Here is a 16,908-nt window from a genome sequence, read left to right on the forward strand (position 1 = left end):
ATTTTGGCCACAATCTGCCAACTCGTCCAACCTCGAACTCTCCCCATCTGTTCACCGAAACACCTAGTGAAAGCACCATTCACCAGGTCTGTTCCAGACGGGGAAGTCACCCCCCGATTCTGGTTCGAGTCAGGCGGGGGAGCCATTGCTAATTCCCCTATGACAAGGGAATATGGCGAGTTCGGGGAGTTTGGTCCACGATTTTGCATCTTCTGTGCATCTCAGACTTTCCAACTTTGGGGCTAGAGGAAGTCATCGTGCGCTGCCAAGCTCCGCCCGAAGGGCTCCCGGCCAGGTCCTCTCACCGGAGTCCGACGCGCACGAAGGGCGGCACTTGAGGGCGGTCGTGCTCGGGGAGGCCGAAGCCGAAGGGGACCCTCGCACACCGCGGCAGATCAGGTCGATTCGCGCGGCACGAGCACGGCGGATGCTAGACGGGCCCGGCGCCGTCGACGTGCACCCACGCTGATGATGAACGCCAGCAGCAGCACACCCAAACCGCCCGGCAACTCGACCATGCCGTCACCGTAGCCGCATCGGCGGGGTCAGCAGAGCCCGATGGGTTCACCGCCCACACCGTCGCGCCCGATCGTGATGCTGCGCTCACACACCCGCAACGTGGTGGGGTCGGGCAGTCGATCGCGGGGCACCGCGAAACTGACCAGCGTGTCGACCGCGCGCACGCAGTTGCGGTTCTGCGTCGCCCCGTAGGCGACGGTCAACAGCGACGGCTCCGACTTGGCGCAGGCGTCGTAGTAGAGCGTGACCACCACCTGGCTGGCCCGATCAACGCCCCGGAGCCGCTGGGTGAGCGCATCGTCGCCCAGGCCTGCCACCAGGGAGATCAGTGGTTCGATGTCGCTGCCCGCATGCACCCAGGTGACCGGTGCGCTGGTCGGTGACTTGTCGCGCACGTACCCGATGGAGCCCAGGTTCTGCCCGATCGCCGGTGCCGAACAGCCGGAGCTCGCCAGGGCGAACGCGACCGTTGCGAGCAGAACCGAGCGAGCGTGCATGCCCCGAACCTAACCTCACACGAGGTCGTCGTGGGCCCCCGTGATCCACGCCACGTACCGATCGGCAGAGAAGTGCACGATGTTGGCGGCGCCGGCAGCCAGCCGTCCGGCGAAGTTGTCGTACAGCCGGTCGTAGTCGAAGGCGTCGAAGCCGGCCACGATCTGCCCGATTGCCCGCGGTGACAGGGGAATCAGGTTGGGGTAGCTGCGCAGAAACGACACGTTGCCGTCCGGACGCACCGAGCACGCGTCGCCCACCAGCAGCACCCCGGCGCCGTCCGCCCCGGGCCACCGCACGATGGTCTGGCCGCGAAAGTGCCCGCCGACCTGTCGCGCCGGCACCCCCGGCAGCACGTCGAACGGCTGCGACCACGAGACGAGGAGCGGGTCGGTGCGCTGCACCCAGGCCAGGTCGGCGTCGGCCACGTAGACCGGCACGCCGCCCAGGGCGTGGCTCCAGGCGACCTGCGAGCCGTACATGTGCGGGTGGCTGGCCATGATCGCCGCGACCCCGCCCAACTCGCCGATCAGCCGCAGCGCCTCGGGCGCCACGAACGGGGGCACGTCGAACAGCAGGTGGCCGCCGGGCGTCCTGGCCAGCAGCGCGGTCTGCCCGATGCCCACCTTCGGCTCGGCGGTGAAGCCCCACAGGTCGGGCTCGAGCTCTTCCACGCGCAGCCCGAAGCCCGCGTCAACCAGTTCGCTCGCGGTCGTCCACGCCGGCCCGGACGGCAGCACGTACTGCCGCTCGTCGGTGCAGATCGCGCAGGCCGCGGGGGGCTGGTCGGCGGGCGATTGTTCGACGCCGCAGGTGCGGCAGATCCATGGCATGCCGACCACGCTACGACTGCGAGGCCAGTTGCACCACGAGGTTGATGGTGCAGGCCAACACCACGGCGCCGAGCAAATACGACAACAGTGCGTGGCCCAGCGCCGCCCGTCGCACCACCCGGGTCTGCAGGGTGGTGTCGCTGACTTGGTAGGTCATGCCCAAGGTGAAGGCCAGGTAGGCGAAGTCGTGGTAGTCGGGGTCGTCGCCGCTGAAGTCGACGCCGGCGCGCTTGGGGTCGGTGAAGTAGAGCCGCGCGTAGCGCACCGTGTAGAGGGTGTGCACGAGCACCCACGAACTCACCACCACCACCGCGCCCAGGGTGGCGTCAACCGCGGTGCTGGCCACGTGCTGGGCGCCGGCGAGCAGAAAGCCCACCCCCGCCACGCTGGCCAGCGACGCCAGAATCAGCGTGGCGGTTACGGCCGCGTGGCTCGGATCCTCGATCGTGGCGTGCTCGCGGGTCTGCTCGGGTGTGAATGGCCACAGCGCCATCAGGGTGCGCACGCAGAAAGTCAGGCAGAAGCCCACCCAACCCGCGGCAACGGCCGCCACCCCGAGCCACGGCCACACCAGCACGGCCACGATCACGCCGACGACCGCGGCGACCACCGATCGAAGCCAGGCCGGGCGAAGCTTCATGGGGCTCAGTGAACCACCGGACGGCACGGGGTCAGGCCCGCACACGCGCGCTCAGCAGATGCGCGGCCAGAACTCCGGCGGCCACCACCGCGGCCACGGTGCCGACCACCAGCGACTGGGGCTGCACCAGCAGCCGTCCGATCGCGATCCAGGCCAGCCCCCACGCCATCGCCACCCCGATCGCGTACTGGCCCGGCATGCGCCGGCTGAGGAACACCCCGAGGGCCCCGGCCACCAGCAGCACGATCACCGCGACGATGCGTTCGGCGGCGCCGAGTCGCACACCGGTGCCCACAGCGGCGGCGGTCACGTTGGCGACGGTGGCCACGCACACCCAGCCCAGGTAGAGCCCGAACGTGACGTACACCACCAGCAGTTCGGCAAGGCTGTGTGGGCCGTGCCCCACCAGGTTCAGGCACAGCCGGCCCAGCACGTAGGCCAGCAGGGCGATCACCAGCACGCTGACCCACAGCCAGCCCGCTTGTGTAACGCCCAGCCAGGCACCGTTCAGCAACAACGAAGCCGCCGCCCACCAGCCAGTGGCGCGAGCCGTGCGCGAGTGCGCCTGGGCCGGCAGCCACTGCCAGATCACGTACCCGACCAGGCCCACGTAGATCACCGACCAGATGCTGAAGGCCTGCGATGCCGGGGTGAGCAGGGTGGCGTCGGCCCGCAGGGCGCCACCGGCGCTGTTCTGCACCTGCGTGCCGATGATGCCGAGACCGGCCAGGGTGCCGATCAAGCCGGCGACGAAGCCGACGGTCACGGCCCACTGGCGCAGGCGGTCGGAGCGCGAAGTCATGGAAAGTCCTGTTTCTGCCATCGAAAACAGGGTAGCCAACGGTGCCGCACGCGCAGCCCCACCCGAAACGGCGAATCGTGCACTGGGGTGGACGGCGCCGTCCCCGCCGTGTGACGGTGGGGCCATGGACCTGGCCGGCTTCTACTCGCTGATGGCGGTGACCTGCTTCACGCTGGTCGGCCTGTGGTGGACGGTGGTCGAACGCCACCCGGAGTGGAAGCGTGACGCCAAGGCCCGCCGCCTGGCGGGCGGGGTGTACCTGTCGTTTCTGCTGCCCGGGCTGATGAGTACCTTCGCCCAAGTCGACCCCGGCAGCCCGCTGCTGTGGCGGGTGAGTTTCGCCACCGCGGCGGTGGTGGGGCTGGTCAATACCTGGCCGCTTCTGGCGCTCGACCGTGCGGCCCCGCGCGGGCTGTTTCGTCGGTTCCGGTGGTTGGTCGCCGTGCTGTACGCGGCGATCCTGGCGCTGGCCGTGGTTCCGACGTTGTCGGCGCCCACCGGCCAGCCGCCCCTGCAACTGGTCGCCCTGGCGCTGATTCTGCTGGTGGTGCTGGCCCACGGCTTGGCGTGGGAGTTCATGATGGAGCCCGATCAGCGACCCGGTGCCGCATCGCACTAGACGGCATCGCGACGAGTGGGGGACAGGTGACCAGGCTGCGCACACGCGCCGCTGCGGGCGTGCTTGCCCTGCTGGTGGCGCTCGCCGGTTGCACCGGCACGTCGCAGCCCAGCCCGTCCACCCCCACCACGAGTGCCCCCGCGACCCCGACCCCTCAACCCGACGATGAGGCCGCCCTGCCCGGGCTGCCCAAGGCCGTCACCCAGAAGGCCGTGCTGGGCGACCCGTGGTCGAGCAGGGCCGGCAAGGTGCACGGTGTGGCCCGATCGGCGCTGGCGATCATCAAGCAGACCCGCAAGGGCCAGACCCTCACCCTGTCGATGTTCAACCTCACCTACCCCGGCACGGCCGACGCCCTGGTGCGGGCCCGCCGTCGCGGTGTCGCAGTTCGCGTTCTGTTGAACGGCGAGGGAGCTCGCAGTAGGGAGGTTCGCATTCTGACTGCTGGGCTGGGTTCCGATATGACGCGCAAGTCGTTTGTGGTGGTGCGGCCCGGCGGCGTTCGCATGCACTCGAAGTTCCTGCTGGTCACTGCGCGCGACGGGGCGGGCCCCGTGGTGTGGGTGTCGTCGGGCAACCTCACCAGCGCGAGCGGACGCGACCAGGCGAACGAGGCGCTGATCACGACCGGCGACCAACGGCTCTACGACTTTCTGCGGCGTCAGTTCACCCTGATGCGCCAGGGGGTCACCGACCCGCGCAGGCTCAGCCGCAGCGCGCTCACCGCAGGCACCTTCGTTCGCACTTATCCGCTACCCAAGGGCGGACCGGCCCACGACCCGATTCTTGCGGTGTTGAACGATGTGTCATGCGTCCACGGCAACAGACGCACCGTGATCCGGATGGCCCACCTGTTCTTGACCGCGGAGCGCCGATACGTCACAGCACGCATGCGCGAGCTGGTCGAACAGGGCTGTGACCTGCGTGTGGTGGCACGAATGGGCGGGTGGGACCGGGTCGTGGTTACGGACTTGCTTCGCGGGGGCCCGGGCAAGGTTCTCCTGCGCGCGGCGCGAGGCAGCGATCTGCACACCAAGATCACCACCGTCGACGGTTGGAACACCGCCGGCGAGCGCATCAAGATCGCCCTGGTCGGCTCGCACAACCTCACCGGACGGGCGCTGACCAAGACCCCCGAGGGGGTCAACGACGAGCTGTCGGTGCGCATCTGGAACCCGGCCACGGTGCAGACCTACGAACGTTGGGTCGACATGGTGATCGCCAAGCACAGCACGGCTGCCAAAGCCGCGTGACCAGCGCCCTTCCGCCCGGTGGTGCGCCGGGTCGACAATGCGCGCATGGCTACGGGGTGGGACGCCTTCATCTCGTACTCGCACGCGCAATCGGACGGAACCGCGATCGCCCTGCAGCGTGGTCTGGAGCGTTTCGCCCGGCCGTGGCGGCAGCGCCGGGCGATCAGGGTGTTTCGCGACAACACGGCCCTGTCGACCAATCCGGCCCTGTGGACCGCCATCGAACAGGGGCTCGGCTCGGCGAGGCAATTGATCGTGCTGCTCAGCCCGGCCGCGGCGGCGTCCGAATACGTCGACCAGGAGGTCGCCTGGTGGCTGCAGCACAAGGGCGCCGGTTCGGTGCTGCTGGTGCAGGACGACGGCCGCCTGGCCTGGGACGACGACGCGAGCGCCTTCACCGCCGACAGTGACGTGCCGTCCTGCCTGCGCACCGCCTTCGCCGAGGAACCCCGGTGGCTCGACCTGCGCTGGCTGCGCGATGCGCCGGCGGGCACCGCTGACCCCCGTTTCAACGAAGCGCTGGCCGACCTGTCGGCGCCGATTCGCGCAGTGCCGCGCGACGAACTGATCGGCGAAGACCTCAAGCAGCACCGTCGGGTGCGGTTGCTGTCGCGGGCCGCCATCACGGTGCTCAGCCTGCTGTTGGTGACGGCTGTCGTCGCCACCGTGATCGCCGTGCGGCAACGTGACGAGGTGCTGCGGCAGTCCGTCACGCTGCGCTCGCGGCAGCTGGCCGGCATCGCGACCGGACTGCTGCCCACCGACCTACGCAATGCGCAACTGATGGCCGTTCAGGCCTACCAGACCGAAGCCTCGGCGATCACCCGGCAGACCCTGTTGACCGCGGCGGGCGCGTCGCCCGCCGTGCAGTACGTGGTGCCGTTCGACGTGGCGATCAGCAGCCTGGGCGTCGGGTCGTCGGTGGTGGCGGTCGGGCTGCAGGACGGCCGGGTGTTCACCGTGGGGCTGAACCGGGGCGACCTGCCATTGCTGCGCTTCACCGCTCCCGCCACGGTTACCGCGCTTCGGGCCAACGCCGACGGCGGCACCCTGGTGGTGCAGGCCGGGGCCGACGTGTGGGTGGTCGCCGCCGCCGGCTCGCGGAAACTCGACGTGGTGGCCGACGACACCATCGAGGCGATCGCGCTGTCGCCGTCCGGCCGGCGGGTGGCGGTGCTGACCGGAGCCGACGTTCGGGCGATCGAGGTGTTCGACGCCGGCACCGGCAAGCGCCTCATCAGCCGTGCCGACCCGCTCGGACCCAAGCCCAACGAGGCGCTCGTCTACCCCTACCAGACCAGCCGGCTGGCCCTGCTGGACGATTACCGGCTGCGGTTGGTGTCGTCCGACGCGCACTGGCTGACCCTCGATCTGGCCACCGGCGGCGCGAGCCGGGTCGGCGACACCGACTGGGTGCCGATGAGCGCCGTCTACGCCCCGTCGGCGCGGGTCGATTGGCTGATCAGGGCTCCGATCGGCGGCGAGCACGAGGTGCGGGCGTTCTCGACGGCCAGGGCCGGGTCGGGGCAGCGTGCCGTCCGTTCCGCAGCCGTGCAGGTGGCCGACCCGCTGGCCATGGCCATCAGTCCCAACGGTCACCGGTTGCTGATCAGCGACGCACAGGGCGGCGTCTCGGCGGCGGCCACGCTGGACGCCGCGGGCAACGGCTTCGCGGGTTGGTTTCCGGCCACTCCGATCGACGGGCTGGGCGCCGCCGCGGCCATCGAGTTCGTGTCGAACCAACGGGCGGTGGTCGCCTCACGAGGCGACCTGGCGGTGCTCGACTTCGGCAGCCCCGGGCGTGACCTGGCCAGCGCGCCCCTGGGGCGACGCCGCCTGGCGGTGGTCGCTGAATACGCCCAAGACCCGCGTTCGTCGGCGCTGGCCGTGTCGCCCGACGGTGCGTCCGTTGCGGTGTTCGACAACGAGCAGAGCCGACTCGAACTGCGTGCCGTGCCCGGCCGCCCCGGACGTAGTCTCGACGCCGTCGAGTTGCCGATCGACGGTGCCGTCGGTAGCGGTTACGGACCGCTCTGGCTCGCCGACAACACGGTGCTGGTGCTCGACCCGGCCGGGGGACCGGCGCCGGTCGACGTGCCGGACGGGGTGCGGGTGTGGCGGCTCGGCCTGATCGATGACGACGACGAGGCGGTCGAGCGGCCGGTCGCGGCCCAGGCGCGCGGCGACGGCCGGGTGCTGATCGCCACCTCGACCGGCCGGGTGCAGACCCGCGAGGCACCGTCCGGTCGGTTGTTGGCAGAGACGAACCCCCTCGTCGAAGGGTTCGGCTTCGAGACCGGGGCGTTCAGTGCCGACGGCCGTTACCTTGCGCTGCTCGACAGCACCAGGTCGTACGGCGACAGCGGCACCCCCTCGCTGCGGGTGCTGGACGTCACCACGAACGAGGTGGTGCACCAACAGCCGTGGTCGCGCGGGAACGACCGCGACGATCTCGCGTTCGCCGGCAGCACGCTGCTGGTTGCGCGTGCCGACGGCGCGGTGGACGTGATGCCCGATGCCGGCCGCGGCCCGTCCGCTCGATTGACCACCACGGGCACTCGAACCAGCACCGGATCGGTCCAGCGCACGCCGCCGGTGGTCGGTGCGGGCGGGCTGGTCGGCTTTCCCGGCCGCGGCGGCCTGCAACTGTTCGACCTCACCACACTGCAACCGGTGGTCACCCTTGCGCCGGCACCGGTGCTGCAGGGCGAGCCGGTGGCCTATGCGTTCAGCGGCGACGGCAGCCTGCTGCTGTCGGGCTATTTCGGCGTGTCGGACGCCACCGCCGTGCTCACGTTTCGCGACCTGGAGGTCGGCGGCATCGTGCGACAGCTGTGCCTCGACGCCGGCGGCAGCGTCAGCGGCCAGGACTGGGTTCGGCTGGTGGGCGACGACCTACCCGACGAGCTGGCATGCCGATGAGGGCTGAGCAATACCATCGACTCATGGCGCTGCGCACCCTGATTCTCGCCGCCGGTGTCGGCGCCGGCCACAATCAAGCCGCCGGCGCGATCGACCGGGCGCTGAACCACATTCCCGAGGCGGGTGACGTCAAGCGCATCGACATTCTCGAGACCACCAACGAGATGTTCGCCAAGCTCTACGACGACGCGTACTTCACGTTGGTGTCCGAGGTGCCCTGGGTGGTCGGTTGGGGTTACGACAGCCAGGACGCCCCGTTCAACCTGCCCCCGCTGGTGCGGTGGTGGGACCAGTTGAACACCACCGACCTGGTGCGCGGCATTCGCGGGTTCGACCCCGACGTGGTGATCTGCACCCACTACCTGCCGGCCCGGCTGGTCGCGCTGATGCTGGCCCGACGACAGCTGCGCAGCTCGCTCACCCTGGTGGCCACCGACTACGACTTTCAGGGCCTGTGGCTGACCTCGCCGTTCACCCACTTCTTCGTCGCCCGCGACGAGTCGCGGGAGCTGATGGTGCGGCTGGGCGTGCCGCTCGACCGGGTGCGGGTGTCGGGCATTCCGGTGCGACCTGGCCTCGACGAGGCGGTCGACACCGCCGCCGTCCGGCAGTCGTTCGGGCTCGACCCCGACCTGCCGGTGGTATTGGTGTCGGCGGGCGCGTCCGGCGGCAGTTACACCCTCAACATCGTGCGCCAGGTGTTGCGCTGCGAGCAGCCGTTCCAGGCCGTCGTGGTGTGCGGCCGCAACGACGAACTGCGGGCCGAGGTCGAGGGCCTGGTGTCGCTGCGTCCGGAACGTTTTCGGGTGCTGGGGTTCACCGAGCGCATGGCCGACCTGATGCGCATCGCCACACTGTTCGTGGGCAAGCCGGGCGGGTTGTCGTCGTCGGAATGCATGGCCGCCGGACTGCCGATGGTGATCATCAACCCGATACCCGGCCAAGAGATGCGCAACGCCGACTTTCTGCTCGAAGAGGGTGCGGCGATTCGGTGCAACTACCCCGCGACGGTGGGCTACAAGATCGACAGGTTGCTCGCCGACCCCGACCGCATCACCGCGATGGCCGCCAATGCGCGGCGAGTGGGTCGTCCACGCGCCGGCGAAACCGTGGCCGAGGGGTCGCTCGAACTGCTCACGCCGCCGCTGTGGATCAGCCGCGACGCGCAGAAGTCGATGCTGCAGGCCAGCCAGGACGGCAGCGCCGTGGTCGACCTCGAACCCGCCAAGCAGTTGCAGACCCTGACCGACCCGGTGACCGGCGGCTCGCTGGCGGTGATGACCCGCGGCCAGCTCGCCACGCTGGGCGTGAGCACCTGGTCGCGCAGCGTGATGGTGTCGCGCTCGAGCCTCAAGCGGCTGCGGTGGCAGACCGAGAACATCGACCTCGCCGTGTCTGGACGGTGGCTGCTGCACGGCGCCCGGTCGCGCGAGTTCGGCCTGGCCTGAGCGGCGGTCAGTGGATCAGTGCCTTGAGCGCGATCATCAGCACGCCGATCGCGGCGGTGCACAGGCCACCGATCAGCCGGGGCAGCTCACGCGGCGTCCACCGCGCCACGCCCAGGTACCCGAGGGCGAGCATCGCCGAGCGCACCTTCAGCACGTCCTTGCGGTAGCAAAGGAAGAGCAGGCCGAGGAAGGCCGCGTTGATCAGCATCAGCCAGACCAGGAAGATGTTGAACGACGCCTGAATGCCGATCTGCACAGCCAGCATGCCCGCGCCGTAGCTGAACAGGGCCCAGCCGATGGTCTGGAAGACGGACAGGAAGATCGCGAACGCCTGGCCGCGCAGCTGCGGCTCGACCACCGACATCACGATCGGACGGTTCACCGCGGGGTTGAGACCCTGACCGGCACCCATCAGCGCAACCCGACGTGGGCGACTGGCGCGAACATCTGGCAGGGTACGTTCCCGACCCACAACACCCTTGACGACGGCTGGCTCACGACCGCACCGGTGCGCAGTTTCACCCCCAACGGCTACGGGTTATGGCAGCCGATCGGCAACGTGTGGGAATGGTGCTCCGACTGGTTCAACTCCGGCTACTACGCGCTGCCGGCAGCCACGGACCCGCGCGGCCCCGAGCAGGGCACCGCGCGGCGGCAGCTACCTGTGCCACGCGTCGTACTGCAACCGCTACCGCAACGCGGCGCGGTCGTCGAACACCCCCGACTCGTCGATGGGCAACGCGGGGTTCAGGACGGCTGCCCGCTGAGGCTCACCGACTAGCGGTCGCAGGCGATGTCGTTGTGATTGGTGTCGCGCCACGGCGCGTAGCCGGCCTTGCCCTTGGGGTAGGGGCCCTTGCTGCAGGGGTAGTTGGTGAGCAGCTTGTTGCGCTCCGATTGGGCGTTCCAGGTCTTGAGGGCCGCTTTGTACTTCTTCATGCGGGCGGCGTTCTTCGCCTTGTTCTCGGCGACCCAGTAGGGCTGTTCATACAGCCACGTTCGTACGCCCTTGTGCCACGAGCAAGCGCCCCGTCCGGTGGCGTCGGAATGCGAGCCGTCTCGACAGATGGCTCCGACCCGAACGGGCGTTCCGTGGGTCGGCAGCAGCTTGGGAGCCACCGGCCTGGCGCCCAGTTTCACCTTCTTGACGATCACGTCTGGCTGAATCGTCTGCGTGGGGTTCGGCTTCGGGCTGGTGGGGGTGGCGGTCGCACGTGCGGACTGCGTAACCGCGGTGCTCGCCGTGGGTGTGGGTGCTGCGGCAGTCGTGGCGGCAGGGATGGGTAGCCCAACGGCGGGTTGAGCAGACGAGCCGTTCATGGCGCCGACACCCGCGTTCAGCAGCAGCAGAGCGGCGCCGCCGGCGATCGCGGTGTGGATGACTCGTCGGCGTCGGCTCTGCCCGGGCTTGCCCGTCAGCGCCGCCTTCGCGCCCGCGCCCACCCGCGCCGCAACCGAGGGGGCGTCCGCCGCGGTCACCGGCGGCAGCGGGACGGGCCGCACTCGGGCGTGCTGGGCCCGCTCGCCCTCGACGTACGACACCAGTTGGTGCACGGTGCCCGATTCGATGGCTGCCCCGAGTTCGAGCACGAAACGCACCTGAGCCGCCTGTTCGGCCGGGTATGAGATGCCCGACACGTTTAGGCGGTTGGTCACCTGAATGAGTGAGATCGGACGTTGGGGGTCGTGTTGTACGCCGACCAGTTTGCTGAAAGTCCACTCACGGGTTTTCAGGCCGCCCTGAAACACGACCCGGCGATTCGATATCGCGACGTGCCCTTGATCGGTGACGCGCAGTTCTTCTGCTCCGGGCACGTAACTGCCGCGCGAGCCGCCGACGCCGACTCGAATGTTACGGCTCAGCCGCACCGAGAAACCCGACGACCGATTCAATCGCACCCCCGGCGCACGCTTAACCTCGATCAGCCTGCAATCGCCGAAGCCGCCCAGCAGTGACTCCCCGCGCTTCAACACCAAGCCGCCACCGGACTGATCGGTAGACGAACCCCTGCCCGATCGGCCCGTCGCAATCATCCAGCGCAACTCTTCGTCAGCACGCGCCCAGACGAAATCTGCGCGTCGATTCTCCTCAAAACGGCGTGCATTCTCGCGTGCCGCCCATTGTTCAGCGCGCGTCGAATGCGTGCTCGTCGATTTCGACATCTGTTCGTCCCCCCTGGCCGAAGGGGTCGACCATAACAGTGCGCCGCAGTCGGCGGCTGGTCGTTACGACAACTCTGTGCCGTTTTTCAGTTCAGAGCTGCGCACATTCTTTCGACACGGCTAGCGCCTCGGGTGTGACTTGAAGAACGCCCACATCAGCGCAGTTGCGTCGATCTCTTGCGTGGTCACGCCCAGCGGGCTCAGGTCGACGTCGGTGCCCGGCCAGGTGTGGCCACCACCCGTGACCCGGTAGTACACGACGTCGGCACGATCGCGGCACCTGCTGTAGCTGAACTGGGTGACGTGCTCGCTCACGGTGGTCGCAGCGGGCCCCTGACGGCAGTCGTTCAGGCGCGCCCAGGTCTGCACCGCCAGTGAGACGGCGTAGCCCCAGCGAAGGTCGCCGTTGCCCGGCAGCGGGTTCACGAAGTCGTCCGTGCCGTGAAAGGTGATCACCGGCACCGGACGGCGCGGTGTGCAGTCCGCCACATCGGGCACGGTGGTGTCGACCGGCGACGGGCGTCCGGCCCGTAGGCCCGCCACGGGCGCGATGGCCGCAAAGGTGCCGGCCAGGTTGCACGCCAGCGCCGATGCCATGCGGCCGCCACCCGAATAGCCGGTGGCGAACACGCGGTCGTCGTCGACGCAGGCGAGCCGGTCGACGGCGGCGACGACACCGGCCAGGAATTGAATGTCGTCGCGGGCGTCCGCAGGTGGGAACTGTCCGGCCGTGGTCGGCACGCCGGGCACGTTCCAGGCCCAACTGCCGTCGGGCAGCGGCGGCGTCTGAGGTGCCAGGGCGATGGCGCCGGACGGGTTCGCGACCAGGAACTTCTGCGACTGGGCGAGTTCGGTGAGACCGCTGATGGGAGCCTGTGCGACGCCGTTGCTGCTGCTGCCGTGCAGATCGAGCACCAGGGGCAGCGCGGTGCGCGAGCTGACGCCGTCCGGCACGACCAGCCGGACGGGGTACTCGGTGCCCTTGAAGGCGACCTGAATCGTCTGCACGCCGGCCGGTAGCGAGCGTCGGCACGAGTGACCGTGCCCGCCGGTCTCGGTCGTGCCGGCGACTGCAGGTGCGGTGAGGGTGGTGAAGAGCAGAGTGGTGATGACGACCGCGATGCCGGTCGTGCGCGCAGCGGTGGTGCGCATTCGAACTCCTTTGTTCGGGGTGAATGGCTGCATTGTTCGCCGCAGTGGTTCAGGGCGTCAACGCTTAGGGTCTGACCATGACCACCCTGGCCGAGGCGTACCCGGTGTTGGGCCTGCGGGTGACCGCGGGCCCGATCGAGTTGTCGGGCGCAGACGACGCCACGCTGATCGCCCTGGCCGACCTGGCGTTCGAGGGCATTCATGAGCCCGACGCGATGCCGTTTCTGCAGCCGTGGACGTTGCGGGCCGACGGCGACTTTCAGCGCAACTTTCTGCAGTACCACTGGGGTGTTCGTGCCGGCTTCTCGCCCGCGGCGTGGTCGCTCGAACTCGCCGTGCGCTTCGAGGGTGAACTGGTCGGCATGCAGGGTGTCGCCACCAACGACTTTCTGCTCACCCGCACCGGCGAAACCGGCTCGTGGCTGGGCCGACGGCACCAGGGACGCGGCATCGGCACCCTGATGCGGCAGGCCATGTGCGCGCTGCTGTTCGACCATCTCGACTTCGCCGAAGTCACGTCCGCGGCGTTCAGCGACAACCCGGCATCGCAGGCCGTCAGCCGCAAGGTGGGCTACCGCGCCAACGGCGCCAACCGCAAGCCGCGGCCCCTGCCGGCCACGGCGCCCGAGCCGGGGCAGGAGGCGGCGACGGAGCAGCGGTTCGTGCTGAGCCCGTCCGGGCTGGTGCGGGGCCCTGACCTGAGCGTCGAGGGCGTCGAACCGTTGCGTCGGCTGATCGGTCTCGATGCCGGCGACTGAGCAATCTAGAGGGCGACGGCTGAGCAATCTCGAGGGCGGGTACCAGATCCGTGTGCGTGAAGTCGTCGCCGACGAAGAGCAGCGGCTCGGTGGTGGTGGCGGCCACAGCGTAGGCGTAGGCGTCGCCGAGGTTCAGTCGGGCGGGGTGGCCGCTGCCCCGTCCGAAATCGCGTAGCGCCTGGGCGGCGACCGCAGCCTGTTCCTCGGTGAAAGCCACGATCACGACCTGGGCCTCGACCAGCAGCCGCTCCAGCCGTCGCTGCTGCACGGGGGAGAGGCGGTTCGCTGCCACGGCGTGCAGATCAACAAGCGTGGCCGCTGACATGCGAGCCGGGCCGTCGGCCAGCAACTGCGCGATGTCGCCGGCCTGGGGTTCACCGAGTAGCAGGGCCACGATCGCCGACGTGTCAACGATCACCGCGGTAGCCCATCCGCGCCGTAGAGCTCGTTGTCGGCACGCATCAGGGCATCGCGTTCGACGTCGGTGAGGTCGAGCTGGATCGCGTGCACAAGGGCGTCGATGCGCACTTTTCGGCGACCGGCCCCACCCTCGAGCTCGGCGAGCCGATGCCGCACGGCGTCGTCGACGGCAGCGGTCTGCGACCCGGTGAGTTCGGCCAGGCGACGCACCCAAGAATGAATCTCTTCGTTCTTGATGTTGAGGCTGATGGTAGAAGTCGACCTCGAAGTTCCACCTTGCTTTTCTCGATCTGAAGTCACGATCCGGTGTCCATCGCACGCAGGCTCGATCGTCATGGGTGTGACGCCGCATGATGCGGCAGGAAAGGTACAGGGCAATGGCGACGATCACGGCTTTCGAGAGCATCACCCTCGGCGGTGTCATGCAGGGCCCGGGACGGCCCGACGAAGACACCCGCGGCGGGTTCACCCACGGCGGCTGGGGCATCGGCTACCAAGACGACGTGCTCATGCAGTACGCCGGTGAGGGCATGAGCAAACCAGGAGCACTGCTGTTCGGCCACCGCACCTACGCGGACGTGCTGGGGTACTGGTCGTCCATCGGGCCCAACCCGTTCATCGACTCGCTGCGCTCCTCGACCAAGTTCGTCGTCTCGCGCTCGGCAGGCACCGAACTCGCCCACCCGAACAGTCTGCTCGCCGGCGACGCGGTCGATACCGTGGCGGCGCTCAAGCAGCGACACGCCGGCGAGCTGATGATCATGGGCAGCGGCGAACTGGTGGGAGCACTACACGCGGCCGGTCTGATCGACCGTTACGCACTACAGATCTACCCCATCGCGCTCGGCTCGGGCACGAGGCTGTTCGGCGAGGGTGAGCGCGCGAAGCTCACCCTCGAGCGCAGCCTCGCCACCACCACGGGCGTACTGATCACCGAATACGCCGTCGAGCGCGCAGCCGTTGCCGCCGTCGACACCGGACGACAGGATTGACGCATGCGCTACATGCTGCTGACGCACTACGCCGAGAACGAGGGCGACAGCCTCGACGAGCAGACGATCGCCGATGCCATGGCCGCGATGGCGGCCTACGCGGCCACCCTGCAGGCCGCGGGCGTGCTCGTGGCGGCAGAGGTGCTGCAACCGTCCGAAAGCTCGACGACGGTGTCGGTCGTCGATGGCGTGCTGCGCATTCAGGACGGGCCCTTCGCCGACACCAAAGAGCAACTGGGTGGCGTCTTCATCGTCGAGGTGCCCGATCTGGACGCCGCTTTGGGCTGGGCCGGGCAGGCACCCCCGGTGCAATGGGGAACCGTCGAGATCCGTCCGGTCGCCACCCACACCGTCGAGGGCGTCTGGACCGCGTGACCGGCGCAGAGCCCGGCGACCCCCGTCTGATCGCATCGCACGCGGCGCGGGTGTCGTTCGGACGACTCGTGGCGCTGCTGGCGTCGGTGAACGGCGACATCGCCGAGGCGGAAGACGCCGTGGCCGCGGCATTCGAACAGGCCCTGGTCTCGTGGCCCGGGGCCGGCGTGCCGAAGAACCCCGAAGGGTGGCTGTTCACCGTGGCGAGAAACCGACTACCGTTCACGATTCCAGATCGGGCGAGCATGCCGACGCGACTGGGCGCGGTGCTCGAGGCGGTGTACGGCTGCTACGCCATCGCCTGGCAGGACTCCGACGGACGCTCGCACACCCAGCCCGATTCGATGGCGGGGGAGGCGCTGCATCTGGCGGTGACGATGGCGGACCTGTTGCCGACCGAGCCGGAAGCATGGTCCTTGGCGGCCCTGATCGCTCTGTCTTTGTCGCGCGCAGCGGCTCGTGGTGGTTCGTTCGTCCCTCTCGATGAGCAGGATCCCGCTTCGTGGGACGGCGCACTCATCGCCGAGGGCGAGTCGTACCTGAGGCGGGCTGCCGAGCTAGGCGGATCACCAGGACGGTTTCAGCTGGAAGCAGCGATGCAAGGGGTGCATGCGGCCCGCCGGTACGGCGAGCCCGTCGACTGGGCAGCGCTCAGGACCCTTGCCAGTGCCCTGGTCACAGTGGCCCCGACGATGGGAGCGCAGCTGGCGCTCTCAGCGATCGTCGGACGCACCGACGGCCCGGCCGCAGGGCTGGCGCTGGTGGACGAACTGCCGAGCGAGGGGGAGCGGCTCGCGGCTTTTCATGCGACCAGAGCCGATCTTCTCGCCCGTGCCGGACGCCGGGCGGAGGCGTCCGACGCGTTCCTGAAGGCCGCTGAACTCGAAACGGACCCGGCAGCCGCGGCGTACCTGCGCGGTCGCGCGTGACCAGCCACCGATGCCGGCATGGCTGAAGGTGGACGCGATCGTCACGCGATCACACGGCCAGGGCCGTCCGGCAGCCTTGAAGCCACCGGACGGCCGTGTGGACTACTCCTTCACCGCACCGGTGCTGGCGTTCATGATCTTGCGCTGGAACACGAAGAACACGATCGCGACCGGGATGGTCATCAGCAGTGAGGCCGCCAGTTGCAGGGGGAACTGGTTGCCCGAGCCCAGCTAACCGGACGCCAGCGAGGCCACACCCTTGGTCAGGGTGGTGAGCTGCGGGCTCTGGGTCGAGACGATGAAGTGATTCAGCTCGTTCCACGAACCCTGGAACGACATGATCACGATCGTCATCACCGCCGGTCTCGCCATCGGCAACACCACCGACCAGAAGGTGCGGAAGGTGCCTGCTCGGTCGATCCGGGCGGCCTCCTCGACCGCGACGGGAATGGACTCGAAGAAGTTCTTCATGATGAACGCCCGAGGCGTCCACCAGCAGCGGAATGATCATGCCGGCATAGGAGTCGTACATGCTCAGCTCCCCATGGGTAGTTCGGGAGGAGTGGGGTGTTTGGCGTCGACGAGGCC

General features: G+C 68.9%; 19 protein-coding genes and 2 pseudogenes. 10 read left to right on the forward strand and 11 right to left on the reverse strand.

Translation table 11 applies throughout. The annotated features are described in order from the left end of the window. Positions 1–395: 395 nt before the first annotated feature. Genes MPLG2_RS19625 through MPLG2_RS04410 form a run of 5 tightly spaced genes read right to left on the reverse strand, consistent with a single transcriptional unit; the run spans position 396 to position 3,310 of the window. Positions 396–518 (reverse strand): hypothetical protein, encoded by a 123-nt coding sequence (locus tag MPLG2_RS19625; RefSeq protein WP_269459168.1) that lies wholly within the window; start codon positions 516–518, stop codon positions 396–398. A gap of 27 nt (positions 519–545) precedes the next feature. After that, on the reverse strand, positions 546–1,016 hold the full coding sequence (locus MPLG2_RS04395; RefSeq protein WP_105185094.1) for a hypothetical protein: 471 nt from the start codon (positions 1,014–1,016) through the stop codon (positions 546–548). 15 nt (positions 1,017–1,031) lie between these two features. Then, positions 1,032–1,847 (reverse strand): MBL fold metallo-hydrolase, encoded by an 816-nt coding sequence (locus MPLG2_RS04400; protein ID WP_105187461.1) that lies wholly within the window; start codon positions 1,845–1,847, stop codon positions 1,032–1,034. A gap of 10 nt (positions 1,848–1,857) precedes the next feature. After that, a complete protein-coding gene (locus MPLG2_RS04405) occupies positions 1,858–2,487 on the reverse strand; it encodes a DUF1345 domain-containing protein (RefSeq protein WP_105185095.1) in 630 nt (209 codons plus the stop codon). Between the two features lie 31 nt (positions 2,488–2,518). Continuing rightward, complete coding sequence (locus MPLG2_RS04410) at positions 2,519–3,310, reverse strand: hypothetical protein (RefSeq protein ID WP_197710080.1); 792 nt, start codon at positions 3,308–3,310, stop codon at positions 2,519–2,521. A gap of 103 nt (positions 3,311–3,413) precedes the next feature. On the opposite strand from MPLG2_RS04410, the gene MPLG2_RS04415 reads away from it, so the two are divergent. From MPLG2_RS04415 to MPLG2_RS04430, 4 genes are read left to right on the forward strand one after another with little or no spacing between them, the layout of a single operon-like run. Further along, complete coding sequence (locus MPLG2_RS04415; RefSeq protein WP_105185097.1) at positions 3,414–3,908, forward strand: hypothetical protein; 495 nt, start codon at positions 3,414–3,416, stop codon at positions 3,906–3,908. Between the two features lie 26 nt (positions 3,909–3,934). After that, positions 3,935–5,161, forward strand: coding sequence for a phospholipase D-like domain-containing protein (locus MPLG2_RS04420; RefSeq protein WP_105185098.1), 1,227 nt, complete (start codon positions 3,935–3,937; stop codon positions 5,159–5,161). 45 nt (positions 5,162–5,206) lie between these two features. Then, entirely contained in the window at positions 5,207–8,083 is a 2,877-nt protein-coding gene (locus MPLG2_RS04425) for a toll/interleukin-1 receptor domain-containing protein (RefSeq protein ID WP_105185099.1), read from the forward strand. A 23-nt stretch (positions 8,084–8,106) separates the two neighbouring features. Further along, positions 8,107–9,531, forward strand: coding sequence for an MGDG synthase family glycosyltransferase (locus MPLG2_RS04430; protein WP_158680871.1), 1,425 nt, complete (start codon positions 8,107–8,109; stop codon positions 9,529–9,531). Positions 9,532–9,538: 7 nt separating this feature from the next. On the opposite strand, the gene MPLG2_RS19280 is transcribed toward MPLG2_RS04430, so the two are convergent. Then, entirely contained in the window at positions 9,539–9,943 is a 405-nt protein-coding gene (locus MPLG2_RS19280) for a hypothetical protein (RefSeq protein ID WP_162497162.1), read from the reverse strand. A 33-nt stretch (positions 9,944–9,976) separates the two neighbouring features. Here MPLG2_RS19280 and MPLG2_RS19285 point away from each other — a divergent pair. Further along, positions 9,977–10,298 (forward strand): annotated as a pseudogene (locus MPLG2_RS19285) (SUMF1/EgtB/PvdO family nonheme iron enzyme). Between the two features lie 10 nt (positions 10,299–10,308). Here MPLG2_RS19285 and MPLG2_RS04440 read toward each other — a convergent pair. Together MPLG2_RS04440 and MPLG2_RS04445 are read right to left on the reverse strand one after the other, a co-directional pair. Further along, the gene (locus MPLG2_RS04440; RefSeq protein ID WP_158680872.1) at positions 10,309–11,400 is read right to left on the reverse strand and encodes a hypothetical protein; all 1,092 of its coding nucleotides are present in this window, start codon (positions 11,398–11,400) and stop codon (positions 10,309–10,311) included. Positions 11,401–11,814: 414 nt separating this feature from the next. After that, a complete protein-coding gene (locus tag MPLG2_RS04445) occupies positions 11,815–12,846 on the reverse strand; it encodes an alpha/beta hydrolase family esterase (RefSeq protein WP_105185102.1) in 1,032 nt (343 codons plus the stop codon). Positions 12,847–12,923: 77 nt separating this feature from the next. On the opposite strand from MPLG2_RS04445, the gene MPLG2_RS04450 reads away from it, so the two are divergent. After that, positions 12,924–13,604, forward strand: a complete 681-nt coding sequence (locus MPLG2_RS04450) for a GNAT family N-acetyltransferase (protein WP_105185103.1) — start codon at positions 12,924–12,926, stop codon at positions 13,602–13,604. A 106-nt stretch (positions 13,605–13,710) separates the two neighbouring features. Here MPLG2_RS04450 and MPLG2_RS19815 read toward each other — a convergent pair. Both MPLG2_RS19815 and MPLG2_RS04460 read right to left on the reverse strand, forming a co-directional pair. Then, positions 13,711–14,022: pseudogene (locus MPLG2_RS19815) on the reverse strand (PIN domain-containing protein); the annotation flags it as partial. Further along, positions 14,019–14,360: a type II toxin-antitoxin system VapB family antitoxin gene (locus tag MPLG2_RS04460; RefSeq protein ID WP_197710081.1), complete on the reverse strand. Its 342-nt coding sequence runs from the start codon at positions 14,358–14,360 to the stop codon at positions 14,019–14,021. The gene MPLG2_RS04460 and the pseudogene MPLG2_RS19815, both read right to left, overlap by 4 nt. A gap of 41 nt (positions 14,361–14,401) precedes the next feature. On the opposite strand from MPLG2_RS04460, the gene MPLG2_RS04465 reads away from it, so the two are divergent. The 4 genes from MPLG2_RS04465 to MPLG2_RS18945 are packed head-to-tail and all read left to right on the forward strand — an operon-like array spanning position 14,402 to position 16,555. Further along, complete coding sequence (locus MPLG2_RS04465; RefSeq protein WP_105185104.1) at positions 14,402–15,016, forward strand: dihydrofolate reductase family protein; 615 nt, start codon at positions 14,402–14,404, stop codon at positions 15,014–15,016. Between the two features lie 3 nt (positions 15,017–15,019). Then, positions 15,020–15,391 (forward strand): YciI family protein, encoded by a 372-nt coding sequence (locus tag MPLG2_RS04470; protein ID WP_105185105.1) that lies wholly within the window; start codon positions 15,020–15,022, stop codon positions 15,389–15,391. After that, positions 15,388–16,320, forward strand: coding sequence for a DUF6596 domain-containing protein (locus tag MPLG2_RS04475; protein ID WP_197710082.1), 933 nt, complete (start codon positions 15,388–15,390; stop codon positions 16,318–16,320). Before MPLG2_RS04470 ends, MPLG2_RS04475 begins: the two co-directional genes overlap by 4 nt. Before the next feature lie 10 nt (positions 16,321–16,330). Continuing rightward, complete coding sequence (locus MPLG2_RS18945; protein ID WP_197710083.1) at positions 16,331–16,555, forward strand: hypothetical protein; 225 nt, start codon at positions 16,331–16,333, stop codon at positions 16,553–16,555. On the opposite strand, the gene MPLG2_RS18950 is transcribed toward MPLG2_RS18945, so the two are convergent. Then, a complete protein-coding gene (locus tag MPLG2_RS18950) occupies positions 16,552–16,791 on the reverse strand; it encodes an ABC transporter permease subunit (RefSeq protein WP_197710084.1) in 240 nt (79 codons plus the stop codon). The genes MPLG2_RS18945 and MPLG2_RS18950 overlap by 4 nt on opposite strands. Between the last annotated feature and the right edge of the window lie 117 nt (positions 16,792–16,908).

The organism is Micropruina glycogenica (assembly GCF_900289045.1).
Lineage (GTDB): Bacteria > Actinomycetota > Actinomycetes > Propionibacteriales > Propionibacteriaceae > Micropruina > Micropruina glycogenica.

What these genes read in the sequence shown, in the direction of transcription:
- MPLG2_RS19625 (WP_269459168.1), bottom strand. Translation starts at nt 518, where the DNA reads ATGGTCGAGTTGCCGGGCGGTTTGGGTGTGCTGCTGCTGGCGTTCATC.
- MPLG2_RS04395 (WP_105185094.1), bottom strand. Translation starts at nt 1,016, where the DNA reads ATGCACGCTCGCTCGGTTCTGCTCGCAACGGTCGCGTTCGCCCTGGCG.
- MPLG2_RS04400 (WP_105187461.1), bottom strand. Translation starts at nt 1,847, where the DNA reads ATGCCATGGATCTGCCGCACCTGCGGCGTCGAACAATCGCCCGCCGAC.
- MPLG2_RS04405 (WP_105185095.1), bottom strand. Translation starts at nt 2,487, where the DNA reads ATGAAGCTTCGCCCGGCCTGGCTTCGATCGGTGGTCGCCGCGGTCGTC.
- MPLG2_RS04410 (WP_197710080.1), bottom strand. Translation starts at nt 3,310, where the DNA reads ATGGCAGAAACAGGACTTTCCATGACTTCGCGCTCCGACCGCCTGCGC.
- MPLG2_RS04415 (WP_105185097.1), top strand. Translation starts at nt 3,414, where the DNA reads ATGGACCTGGCCGGCTTCTACTCGCTGATGGCGGTGACCTGCTTCACG.
- MPLG2_RS04425 (WP_105185099.1), top strand. Translation starts at nt 5,207, where the DNA reads ATGGCTACGGGGTGGGACGCCTTCATCTCGTACTCGCACGCGCAATCG.
- MPLG2_RS04430 (WP_158680871.1), top strand. Translation starts at nt 8,107, where the DNA reads ATGGCGCTGCGCACCCTGATTCTCGCCGCCGGTGTCGGCGCCGGCCAC.
- MPLG2_RS19280 (WP_162497162.1), bottom strand. Translation starts at nt 9,943, where the DNA reads ATGGGTGCCGGTCAGGGTCTCAACCCCGCGGTGAACCGTCCGATCGTG.
- MPLG2_RS04445 (WP_105185102.1), bottom strand. Translation starts at nt 12,846, where the DNA reads ATGCGCACCACCGCTGCGCGCACGACCGGCATCGCGGTCGTCATCACC.
- MPLG2_RS04450 (WP_105185103.1), top strand. Translation starts at nt 12,924, where the DNA reads ATGACCACCCTGGCCGAGGCGTACCCGGTGTTGGGCCTGCGGGTGACC.
- MPLG2_RS04460 (WP_197710081.1), bottom strand. Translation starts at nt 14,360, where the DNA reads ATGACGATCGAGCCTGCGTGCGATGGACACCGGATCGTGACTTCAGAT.
- MPLG2_RS04465 (WP_105185104.1), top strand. Translation starts at nt 14,402, where the DNA reads ATGGCGACGATCACGGCTTTCGAGAGCATCACCCTCGGCGGTGTCATG.
- MPLG2_RS04470 (WP_105185105.1), top strand. Translation starts at nt 15,020, where the DNA reads ATGCGCTACATGCTGCTGACGCACTACGCCGAGAACGAGGGCGACAGC.
- MPLG2_RS18945 (WP_197710083.1), top strand. Translation starts at nt 16,331, where the DNA reads ATGCCGGCATGGCTGAAGGTGGACGCGATCGTCACGCGATCACACGGC.
- MPLG2_RS18950 (WP_197710084.1), bottom strand. Translation starts at nt 16,791, where the DNA reads ATGAAGAACTTCTTCGAGTCCATTCCCGTCGCGGTCGAGGAGGCCGCC.